22 protein-coding genes are annotated in these 19242 nt (G+C 71.1%); 12 read left to right on the top strand and 10 right to left on the bottom strand.

Going from position 1 to position 19242, the window contains the following annotated elements; all coding sequences use genetic code 11:
- Positions 1-41 precede the first annotated feature (41 nt).
- Positions 42-704 (top strand): phosphate signaling complex protein PhoU, encoded by a 663-nt coding sequence (gene phoU, locus LZG04_RS13375; protein WP_233816642.1) that lies wholly within the window; start codon positions 42-44, stop codon positions 702-704.
- Positions 705-707: 3 nt separating this feature from the next.
- On the opposite strand, the gene LZG04_RS13370 is transcribed toward phoU, so the two are convergent.
- The 10 genes from LZG04_RS13370 to LZG04_RS13325 all read right to left on the bottom strand — a co-directional run bounded on the left by LZG04_RS13370 (position 708) and on the right by LZG04_RS13325 (position 10004).
- A complete protein-coding gene (locus LZG04_RS13370) occupies positions 708-1505 on the bottom strand; it encodes an ESX secretion-associated protein EspG (protein WP_233816640.1) in 798 nt (265 codons plus the stop codon).
- On the bottom strand, positions 1502-3067 hold the full coding sequence (locus LZG04_RS42490) for a hypothetical protein (protein WP_308199068.1): 1566 nt from the start codon (positions 3065-3067) through the stop codon (positions 1502-1504). The genes LZG04_RS13370 and LZG04_RS42490 overlap by 4 nt, the downstream gene beginning before the upstream one ends.
- Positions 3068-3086: 19 nt before the next feature.
- Positions 3087-3617 carry a DUF3558 family protein gene (locus tag LZG04_RS13360; RefSeq protein WP_233816638.1) on the bottom strand — a complete coding sequence of 177 codons (531 nt, stop codon included), beginning with the start codon at positions 3615-3617 and terminating at the stop codon, positions 3087-3089.
- 12 nt (positions 3618-3629) lie between these two features.
- Positions 3630-3989, bottom strand: coding sequence for a hypothetical protein (locus LZG04_RS13355; RefSeq protein WP_233816636.1), 360 nt, complete (start codon positions 3987-3989; stop codon positions 3630-3632).
- Positions 3990-4194: 205 nt separating this feature from the next.
- Positions 4195-4971, bottom strand: coding sequence for a phosphate ABC transporter ATP-binding protein PstB (gene pstB / locus LZG04_RS13350; RefSeq protein WP_141980105.1), 777 nt, complete (start codon positions 4969-4971; stop codon positions 4195-4197).
- A gap of 10 nt (positions 4972-4981) precedes the next feature.
- Positions 4982-5896 (bottom strand): phosphate ABC transporter permease PstA, encoded by a 915-nt coding sequence (gene pstA / locus LZG04_RS13345; RefSeq protein ID WP_233816634.1) that lies wholly within the window; start codon positions 5894-5896, stop codon positions 4982-4984.
- On the bottom strand, positions 5893-6948 hold the full coding sequence (pstC, locus tag LZG04_RS13340) for a phosphate ABC transporter permease subunit PstC (protein ID WP_233816632.1): 1056 nt from the start codon (positions 6946-6948) through the stop codon (positions 5893-5895). The genes pstA and pstC overlap by 4 nt, the downstream gene beginning before the upstream one ends.
- A gap of 34 nt (positions 6949-6982) precedes the next feature.
- On the bottom strand, positions 6983-8107 hold the full coding sequence (pstS, locus tag LZG04_RS13335) for a phosphate ABC transporter substrate-binding protein PstS (RefSeq protein ID WP_233816630.1): 1125 nt from the start codon (positions 8105-8107) through the stop codon (positions 6983-6985).
- Positions 8108-8301: 194 nt separating this feature from the next.
- A complete protein-coding gene (gene mshD, locus LZG04_RS13330; protein ID WP_374202815.1) occupies positions 8302-9180 on the bottom strand; it encodes a mycothiol synthase in 879 nt (292 codons plus the stop codon).
- A gap of 68 nt (positions 9181-9248) precedes the next feature.
- Positions 9249-10004 carry a response regulator transcription factor gene (locus LZG04_RS13325; RefSeq protein WP_233816628.1) on the bottom strand — a complete coding sequence of 252 codons (756 nt, stop codon included), beginning with the start codon at positions 10002-10004 and terminating at the stop codon, positions 9249-9251.
- A 175-nt stretch (positions 10005-10179) separates the two neighbouring features.
- Here LZG04_RS13325 and LZG04_RS13320 point away from each other — a divergent pair, with 175 nt between their 5' ends.
- The 11 genes from LZG04_RS13320 (at position 10180) to LZG04_RS13275 (ending at position 19218) form a co-directional block, all read left to right on the top strand.
- Positions 10180-10932 carry a S9 family peptidase gene (locus LZG04_RS13320; RefSeq protein ID WP_267936194.1) on the top strand — a complete coding sequence of 251 codons (753 nt, stop codon included), beginning with the start codon at positions 10180-10182 and terminating at the stop codon, positions 10930-10932.
- The gene (locus tag LZG04_RS13315; RefSeq protein ID WP_233816624.1) at positions 10929-11735 is read left to right on the top strand and encodes a DUF2993 domain-containing protein; all 807 of its coding nucleotides are present in this window, start codon (positions 10929-10931) and stop codon (positions 11733-11735) included. Before LZG04_RS13320 ends, LZG04_RS13315 begins: the two co-directional genes overlap by 4 nt.
- Positions 11736-12164: a thioredoxin family protein gene (locus LZG04_RS13310; protein ID WP_233816622.1), complete on the top strand. Its 429-nt coding sequence runs from the start codon at positions 11736-11738 to the stop codon at positions 12162-12164. It begins immediately after the preceding gene.
- A gap of 66 nt (positions 12165-12230) precedes the next feature.
- Complete coding sequence (locus LZG04_RS43015) at positions 12231-12308, top strand: putative leader peptide (RefSeq protein WP_360462167.1); 78 nt, start codon at positions 12231-12233, stop codon at positions 12306-12308.
- Positions 12309-12413: 105 nt separating this feature from the next.
- Complete coding sequence (locus LZG04_RS13305; RefSeq protein ID WP_233816620.1) at positions 12414-12869, top strand: DUF4395 domain-containing protein; 456 nt, start codon at positions 12414-12416, stop codon at positions 12867-12869.
- Between the two features lie 41 nt (positions 12870-12910).
- Positions 12911-13756 (top strand): sulfurtransferase, encoded by an 846-nt coding sequence (locus tag LZG04_RS13300; RefSeq protein ID WP_233816618.1) that lies wholly within the window; start codon positions 12911-12913, stop codon positions 13754-13756.
- A gap of 2 nt (positions 13757-13758) precedes the next feature.
- A complete protein-coding gene (locus tag LZG04_RS13295; RefSeq protein WP_233816616.1) occupies positions 13759-14061 on the top strand; it encodes a DUF1416 domain-containing protein in 303 nt (100 codons plus the stop codon).
- Positions 14062-14279: 218 nt separating this feature from the next.
- A complete protein-coding gene (locus LZG04_RS13290; RefSeq protein WP_233816614.1) occupies positions 14280-14915 on the top strand; it encodes an FABP family protein in 636 nt (211 codons plus the stop codon).
- Between the two features lie 77 nt (positions 14916-14992).
- Positions 14993-15601: an allophanate hydrolase subunit 1 gene (locus LZG04_RS13285; protein WP_233816612.1), complete on the top strand. Its 609-nt coding sequence runs from the start codon at positions 14993-14995 to the stop codon at positions 15599-15601.
- Positions 15602-15681: 80 nt separating this feature from the next.
- Complete coding sequence (locus LZG04_RS13280; protein ID WP_233816610.1) at positions 15682-16524, top strand: biotin-dependent carboxyltransferase family protein; 843 nt, start codon at positions 15682-15684, stop codon at positions 16522-16524.
- Positions 16525-16656: 132 nt separating this feature from the next.
- Positions 16657-19218, top strand: coding sequence for a glycosyl hydrolase family 18 protein (locus tag LZG04_RS13275; protein ID WP_233816608.1), 2562 nt, complete (start codon positions 16657-16659; stop codon positions 19216-19218).
- Positions 19219-19242 lie beyond the last annotated feature (24 nt).

Genomic DNA, 19242 nt, shown 5'->3' with positions numbered 1-19242 from the left:
GCGGGTCGCTACCGCGATGACCTGGCCGTAGGCTGACGGCCATGCGTGAGGCCTACCACGACCAGCTCGGACAACTCGCCGGCCAGCTCGCCGACATGTGCGGCATGGCCGGTGACGCGATGGAGCGCGCGACCGCGTCCCTGCTCGGGGCTGACCTAGCCCTCGCCGAGCAGGTGATCGGTGACGACGCCAAGATCGACGACGTGCGGTCGGCCATCGAGGAGCAGGCCTACGCGCTGCTGGCGTTGCAGGCCCCGGTCGCGACCGACCTGCGCATCGTGCTGTCGGTCATCCACGCCGCCGAGAGCGTCGAGCGGATGGGCGACCTGGCGCTGCACGTGGCCAAGGCCGCGCGCCGCAGGCACCCGAACCCGGTCCTGCCGGAGACCGTGCGGCCGTACTTCGCCGAGATGGGCCGCATCGCGGTCGAGCTGGCGCGCGAGGCGACCGACATCATCCGCACGCAGGACGTGGAGCGGGCGCGGTCGTTGGAGGACGCCGACGACGCGATGGACGACCTGCACCGGCACCTGTTCACCGTGATCATGGACAAGGACTGGCAGCACGGCGTGCCATCCGCGGTCGACACGACCCTGCTGGGCCGGTTCTACGAGCGCTTCGCCGACCACGCCGTGTCGGTGGCCAAGCGCACCGTCTTCGTGGTCACGGGCCGGATGCCCGGCTACCACGCCGACGGCTCCTGACCGTCAGGTGAGCAGGCCGTTCAGCTCCTGCGCGAGCTGGGCGGCGATGCGCGCGTTGTCGGCGGGGGCGTGGGTGAGCCACTTCTGGCCGTCCGGCCCCTGCCGCGTCTGCGACATGTAGCGGCCCTGGTCGTTGTCGAACCACGCGACTTGCGGCGCGCGCTGCTCGCGGCCGTGCCTGCCGCGGACCGTGACGCCGAACTGGCCGGCGCGCAGCCGGGGCCGTTCGAACACCGCCTCCAACGCGCGGACCTGGGTGGACGTCGACGAGCGCGGGGCCATGGCCTGGGTGAACCGCGCGTTGCCGAAGTCGTCGTCGGGGCGCGGTGGCGGCGGTGGCGCGGATGTCGGCATCGGCACCGTGATCGACTGGCCGGGGCCCGGGCGGGCGGGCGGCACGAGGTCCACGACCGCGCGCAGCAGCGCGGGCGCCCGCATCAGGTCGACCTTGATCTGCCGGTCGTCCATCACGGCGAGCGCCGCGTTCTCACCGGCCGCGCCGCCGCGCGCCAGCAGTTGGCGCTCGACGTTGCGCGCGTCGAGGGACGCGATCGCGTTGAGGCTGTAGTCGAAGCGCACCAACAGGGTGAGCGCTTCCTCCACCTCGGGCGCGACCCGGCCGCGCCGGGCCAGGCCGCGTGACTCGAGGTCGCGGTACACGGCGTCGCGGATGCCGCGCCGCTCGTCGAACGTCTGCCCGAAGTAGGGGAACTCGAACGGGTAGGGACGGCTGCCGAGCTTCAGGTCCTCCCAGAGCATGTCGGCCGCCGCGAACGACAAGGCGAACGAGAACACGCTCACCCGCCGATGACCGGCGGGGCGACCATGGTGCCGTCACCGAAGACGTCCTCGGTCTCCACCAGGTAGGACGCGGCCTTGTGCTCCTTGTCCTCCTCGCCACCGCCGCGGCCCGCGCCCGCGCCGCCCATGCCCGCCGCGCCCGCGCCGCCGGGACCGCCACGACCCGCCGCACCCGCGCCCGCGAGACCACCGCTGCCGCCCGGCCCGAACCCGCCGGAGCCCGATCGACCCGCTTCACCGAGCGTGCCCGCGCTGCCGCCGGGGCCGAAGCCGCCCAGGCCACCGCGACCGGCCGCGGCCATGCCGCCGGGGCCACCACCGGGGAGGCCACCCGGGCCGCCGCCGAAGCCACGGCCACCGGGACCGCCGCCGGGGCCCCGGCCGGGACCGTTCGGCATGCCGGGGGGACGTCCGCCGGGCGGGGTCGTCGGCCGCTGGTTGGGGCCCGTGCCCGGCGGGTAGATGCCGGGCGGGTAGGGGCCGTTGCCGGGGCCGGGGATGTTCGTGTTCCCGCCACCACCGCCGCCGCCGGGACCGGGCAACGTCGTCGTGCCACCGCCGGGACCGTTCAAACCGGACTGGTTGGTGTTGCCACCGCCGCTGCCGTTGCCACTGCCGCCACCGCCGGGCACGCCGAGGTCGCCGAACCCGCTGCCGCTGCCGCTGCCCGTGCCGTTGCCCGTGCCGCTGGGGACGGTCGGCCGGCCGTTGATCTCGCCCGTGCCGGGGCGACCGGGGTCGCCGCTGCCGCCGGAACCCTCCATGGGCGGCGGCGGGGAGAAGGCGGGCATGGTGGAGCCCGACTCCTGGAAGCTCGTGGACATGGTCGTCATGACCTCGGCCGCACGTTCGTGGGCCTGCTGCTTCTCCTCGAACTTCTGCTCGATCTGGTCGATCGTCTCGGCCCACTTGAACGGGTTGGGCTCGGAGAAGAACATCTTGTAGGCGTCGGCGGTGCTGAACTCGACCGGCTCGGGCATCGCGTTCTTCGCCTGCTCGGCCGCCGTGCTCTGGGCGTACAGCTTGTTGCCGGTGAGCTGCGCGCCCTGGGCCGCGTTGCCGGACCAGGTGGCCACGTTGGTGAAGTACCCCTGCGCCGCCTCCGCCGCCGCGCCCTGCCACGCGCCCTTGCTGGCGGCCGTCGCGCTGGTCAGGTTGGCCTGCAGCTCGGCCAGCGTGTTGCCGATCTTGGTCCAGGCCTCGCCCTGCTCGTTGGCGGTGCTGGGGGCCATGTTCTCGGTGACCATCTGCTGCAGCGCCTTGTGGTCCCAGGCCAGGTAGTTCGAGCCGGGCGGGGACAGCGGCGGGCGGTAGCTCTCGACCACCTGCTCCAGCTGCTGCTCCTGCGCGGACTGGTACTGGGCGGACTGCTGCTTGTAGCGCAGGTAGTCGTCGAGCGTCGTGATGGCGCCGAAGATCCCGGGGTGGGCGGCGCGCTCGCGCTCGTACTCGGCGCGCAGCTCGGCTTCGGTCTGGCCGGCGTAGGTGACCTGGGTCGCCTGGCTGTTGTTGTGCGGCTGCGGCGGCGGTCCGTACGACGGCTGCGAGTTCGGCGGCGTCACGACGTTCTCCCCCCTCGGGTTACTTGGGCAGCTTCGGTTCGATGGCTTCGGCGACCTTGGTGGCGGCCTCGCACGCCTCAGCTTGCGAGGCGTTCGCGGAGGCTCCCACATCGACCCTAGAGGTGGCGGTCACCTCGATGGCGACCAAGCACGACGACTCCGACGACGGAGCCTTCACGAGTTTGGCCTTGCGCGACCCGACCGTGATGTCCGACAGCTCTTTTCCAACCGCCTCGTCGATCTTCAGTGACGGCTGCGCCTTGACCGTCACCGACGTCGTGGCGGAGAACTCCGCGTCGCAGGCTTGGCCGTCCGCTTCGATCTCGGTCAGTTGCAACCCGGCTGCGGACTTCAGGGCCTCGCAAGCGTCAAAGTCGGCAAGAGTGTTGCCGCTGCCGGAAGCCTTCGTACTGGTGGTGGTTTCCACAGTCTTCTCGGTGGTGGTGGAGCCGGCACTCGGGGTGGGAGTGCCCTCGGTGGTGCAGCCGGTGAGGACCAGCCCGAGCACCACCGACGCGAGAAAGACGCGGGCCGACAATACCTTGATCAACTGGTTCCACCCTCAGTAGCGCTTGTAGGTACCGGCATTGGAGTCGTCAACCTCGCGATAGTTCTCGATCGCCTTCTGAAGCGCCAGCCGTGCTTCTTCCAGTGCCACCTTCAGTTGATCGATGGCGGGCACGATGCCCGACGTCCCGGCACCGCCCTCGACACTCTCCCTGTTGTAACGGGCCATGGCGGTGCCGTCCGGACTGGTGCCGAGCTTGACGTCCTGCCGGAGCAGCAGCACGTCCCCGTCCATCTTCCGCAGATCCTTCTGCGCGCTGTCGATGGCCTTCAGGTAGGCCTCGGCGCCCTCCTGGCTGATGGCGAACGAACCGGACTCGGCGGCCTGCTTCAGCCCCACCATGCTGGCCGTCATAGCTTGCATGGACTGTGCGCTCCACGCACCTTCCGCCGCCACGGTTACCCCCTGCGAGTCTGCCGATCCCATCGGTCACGGTACCCCCGAACGGAGGACCATGTCTTGATTTTGACGGCAGGGACGACCGCGCGGTTCCGTTGTCACCCGAACGCGCGGAAGCCCTCCCGCTGCAGGTGGGAGGGCTTCCGGGAACCGGGGTGGATCAGCCGAAGCGGCCCGAGATGTAGTCCTCGGTGGCCTTCTGGCTCGGGTTGGAGAAGATCTTCTCCGTGTCGTCCACCTCGATCAGCCGGCCCGGCTGACCGACACCCAGCAGGTTGAAGAACGCGGTCTGGTCGCTGACCCGCGCCGCCTGCTGCATGTTGTGGGTGACGATGACGATCGTGTACTCCTTCTTCAACTCCGTGATCAGGTCTTCGATCGCCAGGGTCGAGATGGGGTCCAGCGCCGAGCACGGCTCGTCCATCAGCAGCACGTCCGGCTGCACGGCGATCGCCCGCGCGATGCACAGCCGCTGCTGCTGACCGCCGGACAGGCCGCCGCCGGGTCGGTCGAGGCGGTCCTTGACCTCGTTCCACAGGTTCGCCCCGCGCAACGACCGCTCGGCCACCTCGTCGAGCTTCTTCTTGTTCCGCTCGCCCGCGAGCTTCAGGCCCGCCACGACGTTGTCCCGGATGGACATCGTCGGGAACGGGTTGGGGCGCTGGAACACCATGCCGATGGTCCGGCGCACCTGCACCGGGTCGACGGAGGACGCGTAGATGTCCTCGCCGTCGAGCAGCACGGTGCCCTCCACCCGGGCCCCGGGCGCCACCTCGTGCATGCGGTTCAACGACCGCAGCACGGTGGACTTCCCGCAACCGGACGGGCCGATGAACGCCGTCACGTTCTTCGGCGGCACGGCGAGCGAGACACCGTCCACGGCGTGGAACTTGCCGTAGTACAGGTTGAGGTCTTTCACGTCGATGCGCTTGGCCATGACCGCCCGCTCACTTCGTCTTCGGAGCCAGCCACCGCGAGATCACGGTCGCCAGCAGGTTGAACAGCGTGATGATGATGACCAGGGTGATCGCCGCACCCCAGATCCGCTCGAAACCGGCCTGCGTCGGGTTGTTCCGCTCCGAGGTCATCAGCAGCGGCAGCGACGCCATCGGCCCTTCGAACAGGTTGTAGTTGATGTACGGCGCGTACGCGGCCAGCACGAGCACCGGCGCGGTCTCGCCCATGACCCGGGCCAGCGCCAGCATGATGCCGGTGATGATGCCGGACAGCGCGGTCGGGACGACGACCTTCACGATCGTCTTCCACTTCGGGATGCCGAGCGCGTAGGACGCCTCGCGCAGCTCGTCCGGCACGATCTTGAGCATCTCCTCGGTGGTCCGCACGATCACCGGCACCATCAGCAGCACCAGCGCGAGGGACACCGCGAACCCGCTGCGGCCGAAGCCGAAGTAGGTGATCCACAGCGTGTAGACGAACAGGGCGGCCACGATGGACGGCACACCGGTCAGGATGTCGACCATGAACGTGGTGGCCCGGGCGAGCTTCGACCGGCCGCCGTACTCCACCAGGTACACGCCGACGAACAGGCCGATCGGCACGGACAGCACACCGCACACCAGGCCCTGCACCAGCGTGCCGTAGATCGCGTGGTAGACGCCGCCGCCCTGCTGGCGGCCCAGCAGGCCGGACAGCGACTTCTGCCACCAGTCGCCGTCGAGCACCACCGGGAACCCGCGCTGGATCACCACGAACAGCACCCAGACCAGCGGCACGATCGCGACGAGGAACGCCCCGTACACCAGCGCGGTGGCGATGCCGTTCTTGAGCTTGCGCGCGCCGCTGACGCTCTGGAACGTCGGCGGCGTGGCGAGGCGGTTCAGGTCCGCCGTGTCGGTCGTCATTCGTACTCCTTGTGACCGGCGACGATGGACCGGGCGATGGCGTTGACGCCGAACGTGAGCACGAACAGCACCAGGCCGGCGGCGATGTAGGCGCCCGCCGTGCGCGGGTCGTTGAACTCGGGCGCGGCCAGGGCGATCTTCGACGCGAACGTCGCGCCGCCGTCGAACAGGCTCCACGCGAACGCGGCGCCCGTGCCGCTGAGGATGATCGTCAAGGCGATCGTCTCGCCGAGGGCGCGACCGAGGCCGAGCATGGAGGCGCTGACGTAGCCCGCCTTGCCGAACGGCAGCACGGTGGTCCGCACGACCTCCCACTTGGTGGCGCCGAGCGCGATGGCGCCTTCCACGTGGGTGACCGGGGTGCGGTCGAACACCTCGCGGCTGACCGCGGTGATGATCGGCAGGATCATCACGGCCAGCACGATGCCGGCGGTGAAGATGGTGCCGCCGAGCTCGATGCTGACGTTGCCCGTGTCGAACAGCGGGATCCAGCCGAGGTTGGCGGTCAGCCACTCGCCGATCGGGGTGAGCACCGGGCCGAGCACGAGCAGGCCCCACAGGCCGAAGATGATCGACGGCACGGCGGCCAGCAGGTCGATGACGTAGGCGAAGGGCCGGGCGAGCCGGCGCGGCGCGTACTGGGTGAGGAACAGGGCGATGCCCAGGGCGATCGGCATCGCGATGATCAGCGCGAACGCGGACGACACCACGGTGACCAGGAGCAGGTCCAGGATGCCGTAGCGCATGTCGTTGACGTCGCCGGTGGACCACTCGCGGCTGGTCAGGAAGTTGACCTTGTCCAGGGCGAGCGAGGGGATGGCCTGGAGCAGCAGGAAGACGCCGATCGCCGCGATCAGGACCACGATGAAGATGCCCGACCCCGTGGCCAGGCCTGCGAAGATCCGGTCACCCGGCCGGACGTGTGTCTTCTTCTCGGCTTCCGTGATCGGGGGAATCGGGGCCTCCGAGGCGGGTCGGGCAGCCGGAACGCCCTCACGGGCACCGGTCGTGCCGGTGCCCGCGGGGCGTGGGGCCACTGTGCGGTCGTTCATCGCAATGGCGTTCCCGGGAAGTGTGCCGGCCTGGTCAGGCGATGGCCTTGATGGCGGTCAGCAGCTTGTCCTGGAAGGCCTTGGGCAGCGGAGCGTAGCCCGCGTCCGCCAGGCCGTCCTGGCCGCTCGTCGCCGCGACCGTGAGGAACGCCTTGACGGCCTTCGCGGTGTCGGCGTCGTAGCCCTTGGAGCAGACGATCTCGTAGGTGGCCAGCAGCAGCGGGTAGGCGCCCGCGGTGGTGGAGCCGTAGATCGAGTTCAGGTCGAGGACCAGGTCGTTGCCGGTGCCCTTGATCTTGGCGCCGTCGATGGCCTTGCCGACCGTCTCGTTGGTCAGCTCGACCGGGCCGGCGCCGTTGTCGATCTTGGCCAGGGACAGCTTGTTGTCCTGCGCGAACGACAGCTCGACGTAGGTGATGGCGCCGTCGACGGAGCCCGCGGCCTGCGCGACACCGGCGGACTTCTCCTTGGCCTCGCCGACACCGCCCTTGAACTGCTTGCCGTCACCCTGGGTCCACGCGCCCTTGGAGGCGGCGGTCAGGTACTTCTGGAAGTTGTCCGTCGTGCCCGACTCGTCCGAGCGGTAGACGACCTTGATGTCCTTGTCCGGCAGCGACGCGCCGGAGTTCAGCGCCGCGATGGCCGGGTCGTTCCACTTCTTGATGCCGCCGTTGAAGATCTTGGCGGTCACCTCGCCGTTGAGGACCAGGTCCTTGACGCCCTCGAGCTTGTAGCCCAGCGCGACCGGGCCGAACACCAGCGGCAGGTTCCACGCCGGGTTGCCCTTGCAGCGCTCGGCCGCCGCGGCGACCTCGCCCTTGCTCTCCGACAGCGGCGAGTCGGAGCCGCCGAAGTCGACCTGGCCCGCGTTGAACTGCTTGACGCCCGCACCGGAGCCGGAGGCGTTGTAGGCGAGGTCGGAACCCGGGCACTTCGCCTGGTAGGCCTGGATGAACGTGGCGATCGCGTTCTGCTGCGCGGAAGAGCCCTCGGCGCTCAGCTTCGACTTGCCACCGCACTCGACGGGCACGGAGGAGGCCGTGTCGCCGGCCGCCGACGTCCCGCCCGCGGGGGCGTTGTTGTCGCTGCCACACGCGGTGAGCAGAAGCGCACCGGCCGCGATCAGGCCGAGTACGGCGCCGTGTCGCTTGGTCTTCACCTGGGAGTCCTCCAGCTACGGAAGCGGGTTGCGCGGCGAAGCCCCGCCGCTCGACACGGACGGTAGGTAGCGAGGGTGGACAGGCCCCCAGGAGAAGGTGAACGACGAGTGAACACCACACGGGAAGTGACGGAGTACACCGCCTTTTGGGTGTCCCGTGACCTGCACGTTTGCATGGCGTGATGGGTTTGTCACTACCGGGCGTATTGGACGTCCGAGTCCCAGCGCGTGAAACCCAACCGGTCGTACACGGCCAACGCCGCAGCGTTGTCGGACTCGACGTAGAGCATCACCTCGGTGAGGCCCGCGTCACGCAGGTGCGCCAGGCCCGCCAACGTGATCGCCTTGCCCAGGCCGCCGCCCTGCGCGTCCGGGTCCACGCCCACCACGTACACCTCGCCGAGGTCGGCGGTGTGCGCCTTGGTCCAGTGGAAGCCCAGCAGCCGCCCCTCGGCGTCGACGGCGAGGAGGAACCCGGCCGGGTCGAACCACGGCTGCTCCTCCTTCTGCCGCACGTCCTCGATGCTCATCGCGCCCTGCTCGGGGTGCCACGCGAACGCCCGGTGGTTGACGTAGACGACGGCCGCCTCGTCCCGACCGGGCACGAACGCGCGCAGCGTGACGCCGTCGGGCAGCACGGGCGCGGGCAGGTCGGCGTCCAGCGGGCGGCGCAGGCGCAGCAGTTCGCGGACCTTGCGGTAGCCGAGCCCGGCGGCCAGCGCCTCCGCGCCGGGGTGACCGCCGTGCGACCAGACGCGCAGCGGCTTCGCGCGGTCGGCCACGGCCTCGACCAGCGCGGTGCCATGGCCGCGGCGGCGGTGGTCGGGGTGCACGGCCAGCTCGGCGACCTCGTTGCCGTCGGCGTCGCCGAAGACGTCGAGGTGCAGGTAGCCGACGAGCTCGTCGCCATCACGGGCCAGCAGGTGCCGGCTGCCGGGCGCGTCGGGGCGCAGGCGCAGCAGGACGGCCTCGCCGACGGGAGCGACACCGTCGGCGGCTTCGGCGGCCCCGAGCAGACCGGAGACCTCATCGGCCTGCTCGGGGGACAACACGTCGAACCAGGTCAATTCCACAGTGCTCGATTGTCCTCGCTCCGCGAGGACGGGCGAGGCCGCCCCGGAAGTCGGTCGCCTCGCCGGGGCTAGGCCCGGAAGATCAGCTCGGCTTCGTCGATGGTGTTCTCCGGCGCGTCCACCACCTGGTCGACGCGGCGGGCGCTGCCCGGGCGCGGCGGGCGGACGAACTTGTAGCCCACGTTGCGCACGGTGCCGATGAGCGACTCGTGCTCGGGGCCCAGCTTGGCGCGCAGGCGCCGGACGTGCACGTCCACCGTGCGCGTGCCGCCGAAGAAGTCGTAGCCCCAGACCTCCTGGAGCAGCTGCGCGCGGGTGAACACGCGGCCCGCGTGCTGGGCCAGGTACTTGAGGAGCTCGAACTCCTTGTAGGTCAGGTCGAGCGGGCGGCCGCGCAGGCGGGCGGTGTAGGTCGCCTCGTCGATGACCAGCTCGCCGAGCTGCAACGACCCGTCGCCGCCGGGCTGCGTGGCGCCGCGGCGGGAGCGCACCAGGCGCAGCCGGGCGTCCACCTCGGCCGGGCCGGAGGTGGGGAGCAGGATCTCGTCCACGCTCCAGTCGGAGTTGACCGCGACCAGGCCGCCCTCGGTGACGACGGCCACCACGGGCACGTCCACGCCGCTGGAGTCGAGCAGCCGGCACAGGCTGCGCGCGGCCACGAGGTCGGTCCTGGCGTCGACCAGGACGATGTCGTGCGGACCTGCTTCGAGCAGCGCCGAGACCTCCGGGCGCAGCGGGCGCACTTCGTGCGGGAGGAGCGACAGCGCGGGCAGCACCGCCTCGGGGTCGGGGTCGGTGGTCAGCAGCAGCACATCGATACTCATCGCGGCGCCCTCTCGTTCGGCCGGTGCTTGGTCACCGACCAAGCACAGGCGAAGTACGGTGACCGGGCCCCGTTGCCTGCGGATGACGGAGACAATACCGGTGCACACCACGAAAGACCCAGGTCAGCAGGTCAGGGTCACAGTTGTTTCCACAAGCGTCACGCCTGTTACATCCATGTCACATGACGGCGTGCCCCTGCACGGGGTGCACGTGAGATCAACACCGTGCGTGACGGATCTCGCGTTCGTGGTCGGTCACGGCTTCACCAATCACGTTCGCAAACCGTTCGTGTCACGCGTGTTGCACCGGTTCGCCCGGCACGGCGGGGTCGTCGCGCTGGACTTCCGGGGCCACGGCCGCTCCGGCGGGCGCTCCACCGTCGGCGCCGACGAGGTCCACGACCTGGCGGCCGGCGTCGCGCTCGCCCGCGACCTCGGCTACCGGCGGGTGGCGACCGTCGGCTTCTCCATGGGCGCGTCCGTCGCCCTGCGGCACGCGGGCCTGCACGAGGACCGGCCGGACGCGGTGGCGGCGGTCAGCGCGCCGTCGCGCTGGTGGGTCCGCGACACGGTGGCGATGCGCCGGGTGCACTGGCTGCTCGAGCAGCCGCACGGCAGGCTCGCCGCCCGCGCGCTGGGCGTCCGCCTGGGCCCGCCGTGGCGGAGCACGCCGGAGAGCCCGCTGGAGGTGGTGCACCGCATCACCCCGACCCCGCTGCTCATCGTGCACGGTGAGCAGGACCACTACTTCGGCCCCGCGCACGCCGTCGCGCTGCACCGCGCGGCGGGCGGCGACGCGCAGCTGTGGCTGGAACCCGGCGTGCGGCACGCCGAGTCGTCGATGACACCCTCTCTGGTGGACCGGATCGCGACCTGGCTGGACGACCGCACGCAGCACCCCACCGACCCGACAGAGGGCAGGCGATGACCGCGACTCCCGAGACCGAACGCCGCCGTCCCGCGAGGGGCCGCAAGCTGATCATCACCGTGCTGGTCGTGGGCGCCCTGCTGGTCGCGGCCGACTTCGCGCTGGCCGCGGTGGGCGAGTACCAGGTCGCGCAGAAGATGCGGGAGAAGTTCGGGCTCAGCGAGGACCCGTCGGTCCGGATCAACGGCTTCCCGTTCATCACGCAGGCGATCGGCGGCGACTACCGCGACATCGAGATCAGCGCCACCGGCGTGCCGGTGCGCGACCAGCTGCGCGACCTGGAGATCCGGGCGAACCTCAAGCACACCCGCATCGGCCTGTCGGACCTGCTCGCGGGCAACACCCGCGACGCGCGGATCGACCAGGTCAAGGGCAGCGTCAAGATCAAGGTCAACGACCTGAGCCGGCTGGTCAACCAGATCACGCCGTTCACCGACCTGGCGATCGAGCCGGACAAGCGGACCAAGGTGACCGACGGGCAGGCGGCGGACCCGACGGTCGCGGCGGTGAAGCTGTCGGGCAAGACCAAGGTCGCCGGCCGCGACATCCGCATCACCGCCTACGGCACGGTGTCGCTGGTCAACGGCCAGGTGATGATCGCGGTGAACGACGTCGAGCTGGACGACCTGGCGCTTGACGGGCTCGACGCCGTGCTCGGCGTGGTGCGCGAGGCGTTGAGCGTGACCATCGACCCCGGCGCGTTGCCGTTCACGGTGACGCCCACGGCGGTGAAGGTGGAGAGCGGCGCGTTCACCGTGGAGGGCGCGATCAACGACATCCTCCTCGACCAGGGCGGCAACTAGGTGACCGGCGTGTGGGCGTTGCTCGGCGCGGTGGCGGTCGTCGCGGTGATCGCCGTGGTGCTGCGCGCGCGTGACGGCCGGGTGCGCGAGGCCAAGGCCCGCGCGGTGAGCCTGCCCGCGCCCGTGCGCGACCTGCTGGACCCGGACGCCGCCGTCACGCTGGTGCAGCTCTCCACGACGTTGTGCGCGAACTGCCGGCAGGCGCGGGCGGTGCTGGAGGGCCTCGCCGGCCGCGTCGAGGGGCTGCGGCACGTCGAGCTGGACGTGACGGACCTGCCCGAGGTCGCCGCCGACTTGGGCGTGCTGCGCGCGCCGACGACGTTGGCCCTCACGCCGTCGGGCGCGGAGCTCCTGCGCGTCGGCGGGGTGCCGAAGCCCGACGCGCTCGTCGCGGCTTTGCGCCCACACCTGCCTGGACCGATCGGGTGAACCTGGGTGTTCCCACGACGTGGACGCCACTCCCGACAGCAGGGATGAGCGGCTAGGCTCGATCCCATGACCACGCTGCTGACCAAGCGACTCGCGGTGGACCTGTGCCGCGTGCGCAGCAGCCTGTGTCGCGCGGCGCGCTGACCGGGCGGTCGCCGGCGGCCCACGTGCCCTTGACGGGCGTGTGCGCCTGCCCCTAACACCGCCTGAGACGGACTGCCAGTCTTGTCCACCGTCAGGAGGTCGCCCGTGCCTTTAGATGCCACCGCCACCAAGGACGCGCCGGTCGACCCGCGCGGACCGCGGTTCAGCGCCTGGATCACCACCGCCATCCTGGCGGTCGTCCTGCTGACCGGGTCGTGGCGGCTGCTGGCCGCCCAGACCGTGCTGTTCGGGATGTGCGCGTTCATCTCGCTCAAGCTCAACCCGTGGGGTCACGTCTACCGGTTCGCGGTGCAGCCGAGGATCAAGCCGACCACCGAGCGCGAGGAGGCCGCCCCGCTGCGGTTCGCCCAGGGCGTCGGGTTCGTCTTCGCGTTGACCGGCACCATCGGCTACGCCACCGGCCTGACCGCGCTCGGGGTCGTCGCGACGTCCGCCGCGCTGGTCGCCGCGCTGCTCAACGCCGCGGTCGGCCTGTGCCTGGGCTGCGAGATGTTCCTGCTCCTGCGCCGTTACGCACCCGCGCTCGCCCGACCCCAGTGACACCACCGTCGCAGTAAGAACGAAGAAATTGGAGCAGCTCGATGAGCCGTGAAGACGTCCTGGTCTCGGCCGCGTGGTCCGAGGAGAACCTCACCACGCCCGGTGTGGTGTTCGTGGAGGTGGACGAGGACACCACCGCCTACGACGGTGGCCACATCCCGGGCGCGGTGAAGATCGACTGGAAGAACGAGCTGCAGGACCCGGTGCGCCGCGACTTCGTCGACCGCGAGGGCTTCGAGAAGCTGCTGTCGGCCAAGGGCATCGCCAACGACGACACGGTCATCCTCTACGGCGGCAACAACAACTGGTTCGCCGCCTACGCGTACTGGTACTTCAAGCTCTACGGCCACGACACCGTGAAGCTGCTCGACGGCGGCCGCAAGAAGTGGGAGCTCGACGGCCGCCCGCTGGACAAGGAGCAGGTCGAGCGCCCGGCGACCGAGTACAAGGCCCAGGAGCAGAACCTGGCGATCCGCGCCTTCCGCGACGAGGTCGTGGACGCGATCGGCAACAAGAACCTGGTCGACGTGCGCTCGCCGGACGAGTTCTCCGGCAAGCTGCTCGCGCCCGCCCACCTGCCGCAGGAGCAGGCGCAGCGCGCCGGCCACATCCCGAGCGCGATCAACGTGCCGTGGAGCAAGGCGGCCAACGAGGACGGCACGTTCAAGTCGAACGAGGAGCTGGCCGAGATCTACGGCGAGGCCGGGTTCGACGGCTCCCGCAAGACGATCGCCTACTGCCGCATCGGCGAGCGCTCGTCGCACACGTGGTTCGCGCTGCACGAGCTGCTCGGCCACGAGGACGTGAAGAACTACGACGGTTCCTGGACCGAGTACGGCTCGCTGGTCGGCGTGCCGGTCGAGCTCGGCAGCGGCAAGGAGGGCTGATCATGAGCTTGGACGGTTGCGGCGCGCCCCAGCAGGGCGTGGACATCCAGGTGGGTGCGAACGAGGTCGTGCTGACCGGCAAGGTCCGCTCCGAGGGCGCTCCGGTCGGCGGCGCGTTCGTGCGCCTGCTGGACGCCTCGGGCGAGTTCACCGCCGAGGTCGTGTCCTCGGCCGACGGCGACTTCCGGTTCTTCGCCGCGCCGGGCCAGTGGACGATCCGCGCGCTGCACCGGTCCGGCAACGGGCAGGCGTCGGTCAACGCGGACGGGCCGGGCGTGCACCCGGTCGAGGTCGCGGTGGCCTGAGGCCGACCCCCTCGCGAGACGCGGGAGCGCACGGGCTGCCCCCGGCGCTACCCCTTCGCCGACCCCGGTGGCGTTCGCCACCGGGGTCGGCGGCTTCCGGGGTCCGGTGCCTAGACTGGCCGGGTGGAACACTTCTTCACCGGGCTGCTGGTTCTCGTGTCCCTGCTGGTCGTGTGGTTCGCCGGGTACGTGGTGTACCGCCTGTTCTCCGACCAGCGATGAGCGGCGACGGGCCCGTTCCGGGCAGTGGTGACGCGGCCGTGCAGGCCGCCGCTTCGCGCGCCGAGGTGACCGGCGGGCGCAACCTGCCGCAGTTCGACGACCTGCCGATCCCGGCGGACACGGCGAACCTGCGCTCCGGCCCCTCGCTGCACGACGCGTGCCTGGCCCTGCTGCCGCTGGTCGGTGTGTGGCGCGGCGAGGGCGAGGTCGTGTACCCGACGATCGACGGCCCGTACCGCTACGGGCAGCAGATCACGTTCGCGCACGACGGCCGCCCGTTCCTCTACTACGAGGCCCGCGCGTGGCTGCTCGACGAGAACGGTGGCGTGATCCGCCAGGCGGCGCGGGAGACGGGCTTCTGGCGTCCCCAGGCCGACGACACGATCGAGGTGCTGCTCACGCACAACACCGGGATCGTGGAGCTGTACTACGGCAAGCCGCGCAACCAGACGTCGTGGGAGATCTCCACCGACGCGGTGGTCCGCACGGCGACCGCCAAGGACGTCACGGCGGCGCAGCGCCTGTACGGCATCGTCAACAACGGCGACCTGGCGTACGTCGAGGAGCGGGCGATGGTGGGTCAGCCGTTGCAGCCCCACACCTCGGCCCACCTCAAGCGCATCGTCGGCTGAGGCGGGTCGCCGGTAAGGCGCGCCGCGCGGGACACGCACAGGTGGATTGTTCAACAATCCTCGCTTACCCTTGACCCATGCAGCTGCGGCGGTGCGGCACGGACGGCGTGCTCGTCGAGGTGGGCTCGCTGGGCGAGGTGGAGGCCGTGCGCGCCGCCGTCGCGGCGGCGGACCTGCCGGACGTGGTCGAGCTCGTGCCGGCCGCCCGGACGGTGCTGGTCGTCACCAGGCCGGGCGGCGCGGCGGCCGTGCGCGAGCTGCTGGCCGGCGCCGACCTGGCCCACCGCCCCGGGGTCGTCGGCGACGAGGTGGTGGTCATCGAGGTCCGCTACGACGGCCCGGACCTGGACCTGGTCGCCGAGACCGCGGGCCTGACCACGACCGAGGTGGTCGAGCTGCACACCGGCGCGGACTACCGGGTGGCGTTTTGCGGGTTCGCGCCCGGTTTCGCCTACCTGACCGGCCTGCCCGAGCCGCTGCGCCAGCCGCGGCTGGACTCGCCGCGCACGAAGGTCCCGGCGGGCTCGGTGGGCGTGGCGGGCGAGTTCACCGCCGCCTACCCCCGCGCCACCCCCGGCGGCTGGCGGCTGATCGGCCGGACCGACGCGCCGCTGTTCGACCCGCGCCGCCCGACCCCGGCCCTGCTCACGCCGGGCGACCGCGTCCGCTTCGAGGCCGTCCGATGACCACCCCCGCGAGTCCTACGTCCGGAACGCGTGTGTCCTACGTTCAGAACACCCGAGTTGAACGTTCGCGCACCCTCACCGTGCTGCGCACCGGCCCGCAGACCCTCGTCCAGGACCTGGGCCGGCCGGGCAACGCGCACCTGGGCGTCCCCCCGTCCGGCGCGCTGGACCCCCGCTCGCTCACCCTCGCCAACCGCCTGGTCGGCAACCCCGAGGACGCCGCCTGCCTCGAAGTCCTCCTCGGCGGCCTGTCGCTGCGCGCCGACGCGTCCTGCACGGTCGCCGTCACGGGCCCCTCGACGCCGGTGCTGGTCAACGGCGTCCTGCGCGACTCGCCGCTGCACCTGGCCCCCGGCGACACCCTCACCCTGGGCACGCCCAGCGGCGGCCTGAGGTCCTACGTGGCGGTCTCCGGCGGCGTCACGGTGCCGGCCGAGCTGGGCAGCCGTTCCACCGACCTGCTCTCCGGCCTGGGCCCGGCCCCGCTGCGCCCGGACGACGTGCTGCCCCTCGGCGACCCGACCGGCGTGCCGGTGGGCGTGGACGTGCTGGTGCCGACGCGGGTGCCGGGCGAACTGCGCGTCCCCGTCCTCCTCGGACCCCGCGACGACTGGTTCGACGACGCGGCACGGCAGCTGCGCGAAGGCCGCTGGACCGTCTCCGACCGCAGCAACCGCGTCGGCCTGCGCCTCACCGGCACCGCGTTGGACCGGGCGCCGGACCGGGTCGGGCAGGAGCTGCCCAGCGAAGGGCTGGTCACCGGCGCGGTGCAGGTCCCGGCCGACGGGCGGCCGGTCGTCTTCCTCGCCGACCACCCGACGACCGGCGGTTACCCGGTGATCGGCGTGGTCGGCGCGCACGCGCTGCCGCTGCTGGGCCAGGCCCCACCCGGCACCCGGCTGGGGTTCGACCCGCGGGTCTGAACGGACGCAATTGGTCTAGACCCATTGTCAACGGCCCCCGCACGACCTACGTTCGACAGAAGTTCCGGGAAAGACCGGCACGACCAGGCCGCCGTGGTTCTCGACCGTCCCCGTCTCGAGAGGCACACCCTGATGCGCCGACCAACCATCGCGCTCCTGGCCTTCCTGCTGGCCACCGCAGCGCTGTCCGCACCGGCCGCCGCGGCGACCGGCCTGACCGCCACGTTCAGCAGAACCGGCACCACGGGCAAGTTCGTGGTCACCAACCCGACGACCGCCGCCATCTCCGGTTGGACGATCAAGTTCGACCTGCCCGCGGGCGTCACCGTCAGCGTCGCGCAGCACGCCACCACCACGCAGACCGGCACCCGGGTGACCCTGACGCCCGCGTTCTACATCGGCACCATCCAGGCGGGCCGCACCACCGACCCGTACAGCCCGACCTTCACGTTGAGCCAGGCCGTCGACCCCACCACGTGCACGGTCAACGGCGCCAACTGCGACGGCAGCGGCCCACCGCCACCACCGCCCGCGCCGACCACGGCCGACTTCAGCCTCACCGGCTCCACCGGCAAGTTCGTGGTCAACAACAACACCGACGCGGTGCTGGCCGACTGGTCGATCACCTTCACCCTGCCCGCCGGCGTCACGGCGGGCGGCGCGCAGCACGCCACGATCAGCCAGACCGGCAACGCCGTCACGCTGAACCCGGTGCACTACAACCGCAGCGTGGGCGCACGGCGCTCCACCGAGCCGTACAGCCCGACGTTCACGCTCAGCCGGGCCGCCGAACCGGTCACCTGCCGGGTCGACAACGCCAACTGCGACGGCACGCCCGACACGCCGCCCACCCCGCCGGCCAACCTGAACTCGCCGGTGCGGACCACCAAGACCGTCTCGCTGGCGTGGACCGCCTCGACGCCGGGCTCCCTGCCGATCGCCGGGTACGAGGTCTACAACGGCACGGCCCTCGCCACCACGGTCACGTCGACCAGCGCCACCGTCACGGGCCTGACCCCGAACACCGCGTACAGCTTCACGGTGAAGGCGCGCGACACCAAGGGCACGTTGTCCACGGCGTCCAACGCGCTCAGCGTCACCACCAACAACCCCGCCGACGACACCCAGCCGCCGACCGCGCCGACCAACCTCCGCGGCACCGCGAAGGACGCCGGCAGCGTCACGCTGAGCTGGGACGCCGCCACCGACAACCGGGGTGTGGCGAACTACGACGTCTACCTGGGCACGACGGTGAAGGCGACCGTCACCGGCACGACGGCCCGCGTCGACGGCCTCTCACCGTCCACCCCGTACACCTTCACGGTCCGGGCGCGGGACCTCTACGACAACGTGTCGGGCCCGAGCAACGCGGTCACGGTGTCCACCTCGGACATCGTGGACGGGTACGCGCGGGTCGGGTACTTCGTGCAGTGGGGCATCTACGGCCGCCAGTACTTCGTGAAGAACCTGGACACCAGCGGCACGGCGGCCAAGCTGACGCACCTGAACTACGCGTTCGGCAACATCGACCCGGTCAACCTGACCTGCCTGCACGGCGTCACGAAGGGCACCTCGCCCAACCCGCAGGACCCCAACCAGGGCGACGGCGCGGGTGACGCGGAAGCCGACTACAGCAGGCCGTTCAGCGCGGCGCAGTCCGTGGACGGCGTGGGCGACACCGGCTGGGAGCCGTTGCGCGGCAACTACAACCAGCTGCGCAAGCTCAAGGCCAAGCACCCGCACCTGAAGGTGCTGATCTCGCTGGGCGGGTGGACGTACTCGAAGTACTTCTCCGACGTGGCGGCCACGGACGCGGCGCGCAAGAAGTTCGTCAAGTCCTGCCTGGACGTCTACATCAGGGGCAACCTGCCCGTGTACAACGCGGCGGGCGGGCCGGGCACGGCGGCGGGCATCTTCGACGGCATCGACCTGGACTGGGAGTGGCCGGGCGCGGAGGGCCACGCGGGCAACCACATCGGACCGAACGACAAGCAGAACAACACGCTGCTGATCGAGGAGTTCCGCCGGCAGCTCGACGAGCTGACCCGGGAGACGGGCAAGCGCTACGACCTGACCGCGTTCACCCCGGCCGACCCGGCGAAGATCGAGGCGGGCTGGGACCTGCCGCGGGTGGCGAAGTCCCTGGACGTCTTCAACGTGCAGGGCTACGACTTCCACGGCGCGGGCAGCGACAACTCGTGGGAGCCCAACCGCACCGGCCACCAGGGCAACCTGTACGCCGACGCCGACGACCCGTACTCGTTCCACTTCAGCGTGGAGGACGCGGTGAACGCGTACACGTCGGTGGGCGTGAACCCGCGCAAGATCACCATCGGGTTGGCGTTCTACGGCCGCGGCTGGCAGGGCGTCCAGGACGGCGGCCGCAACGGCGAGTGGCAGTCGGCGACCGGCGCGGCACCGGGCCAGTTCGCCGAGGAGGCGGGCACGCGCGGGTACTCGAACCTGCTGGCGAGCGTGCCCGGCTGCGCGGTCCACCACGACGAGGTCGCCGTGGCCACGTCCTGCTTCACCGGCAACGGCGGGCAGTGGTGGACGTTCGACGACGTGTGGGCGATCCAGAAGAAGACCGCGTGGCTCAAGCAGCGCGGCCTGCTCGGCGCGATGATCTGGGAGATGTCCGGCGACACCGCCGGCGGCACCCTGATCAACGCCGTGGACGCCGGCCTGAGGTGAGTGTCGTGGCCCCAGGCACGACGA

Source organism: Saccharothrix sp. S26 (assembly GCF_021390395.1).
GTDB lineage: Bacteria > Actinomycetota > Actinomycetes > Mycobacteriales > Pseudonocardiaceae > Actinosynnema.
The sequence above is the reverse complement of the archived record's forward strand: the minus strand, read 5'-3'. Positions and strand labels throughout refer to the sequence as shown.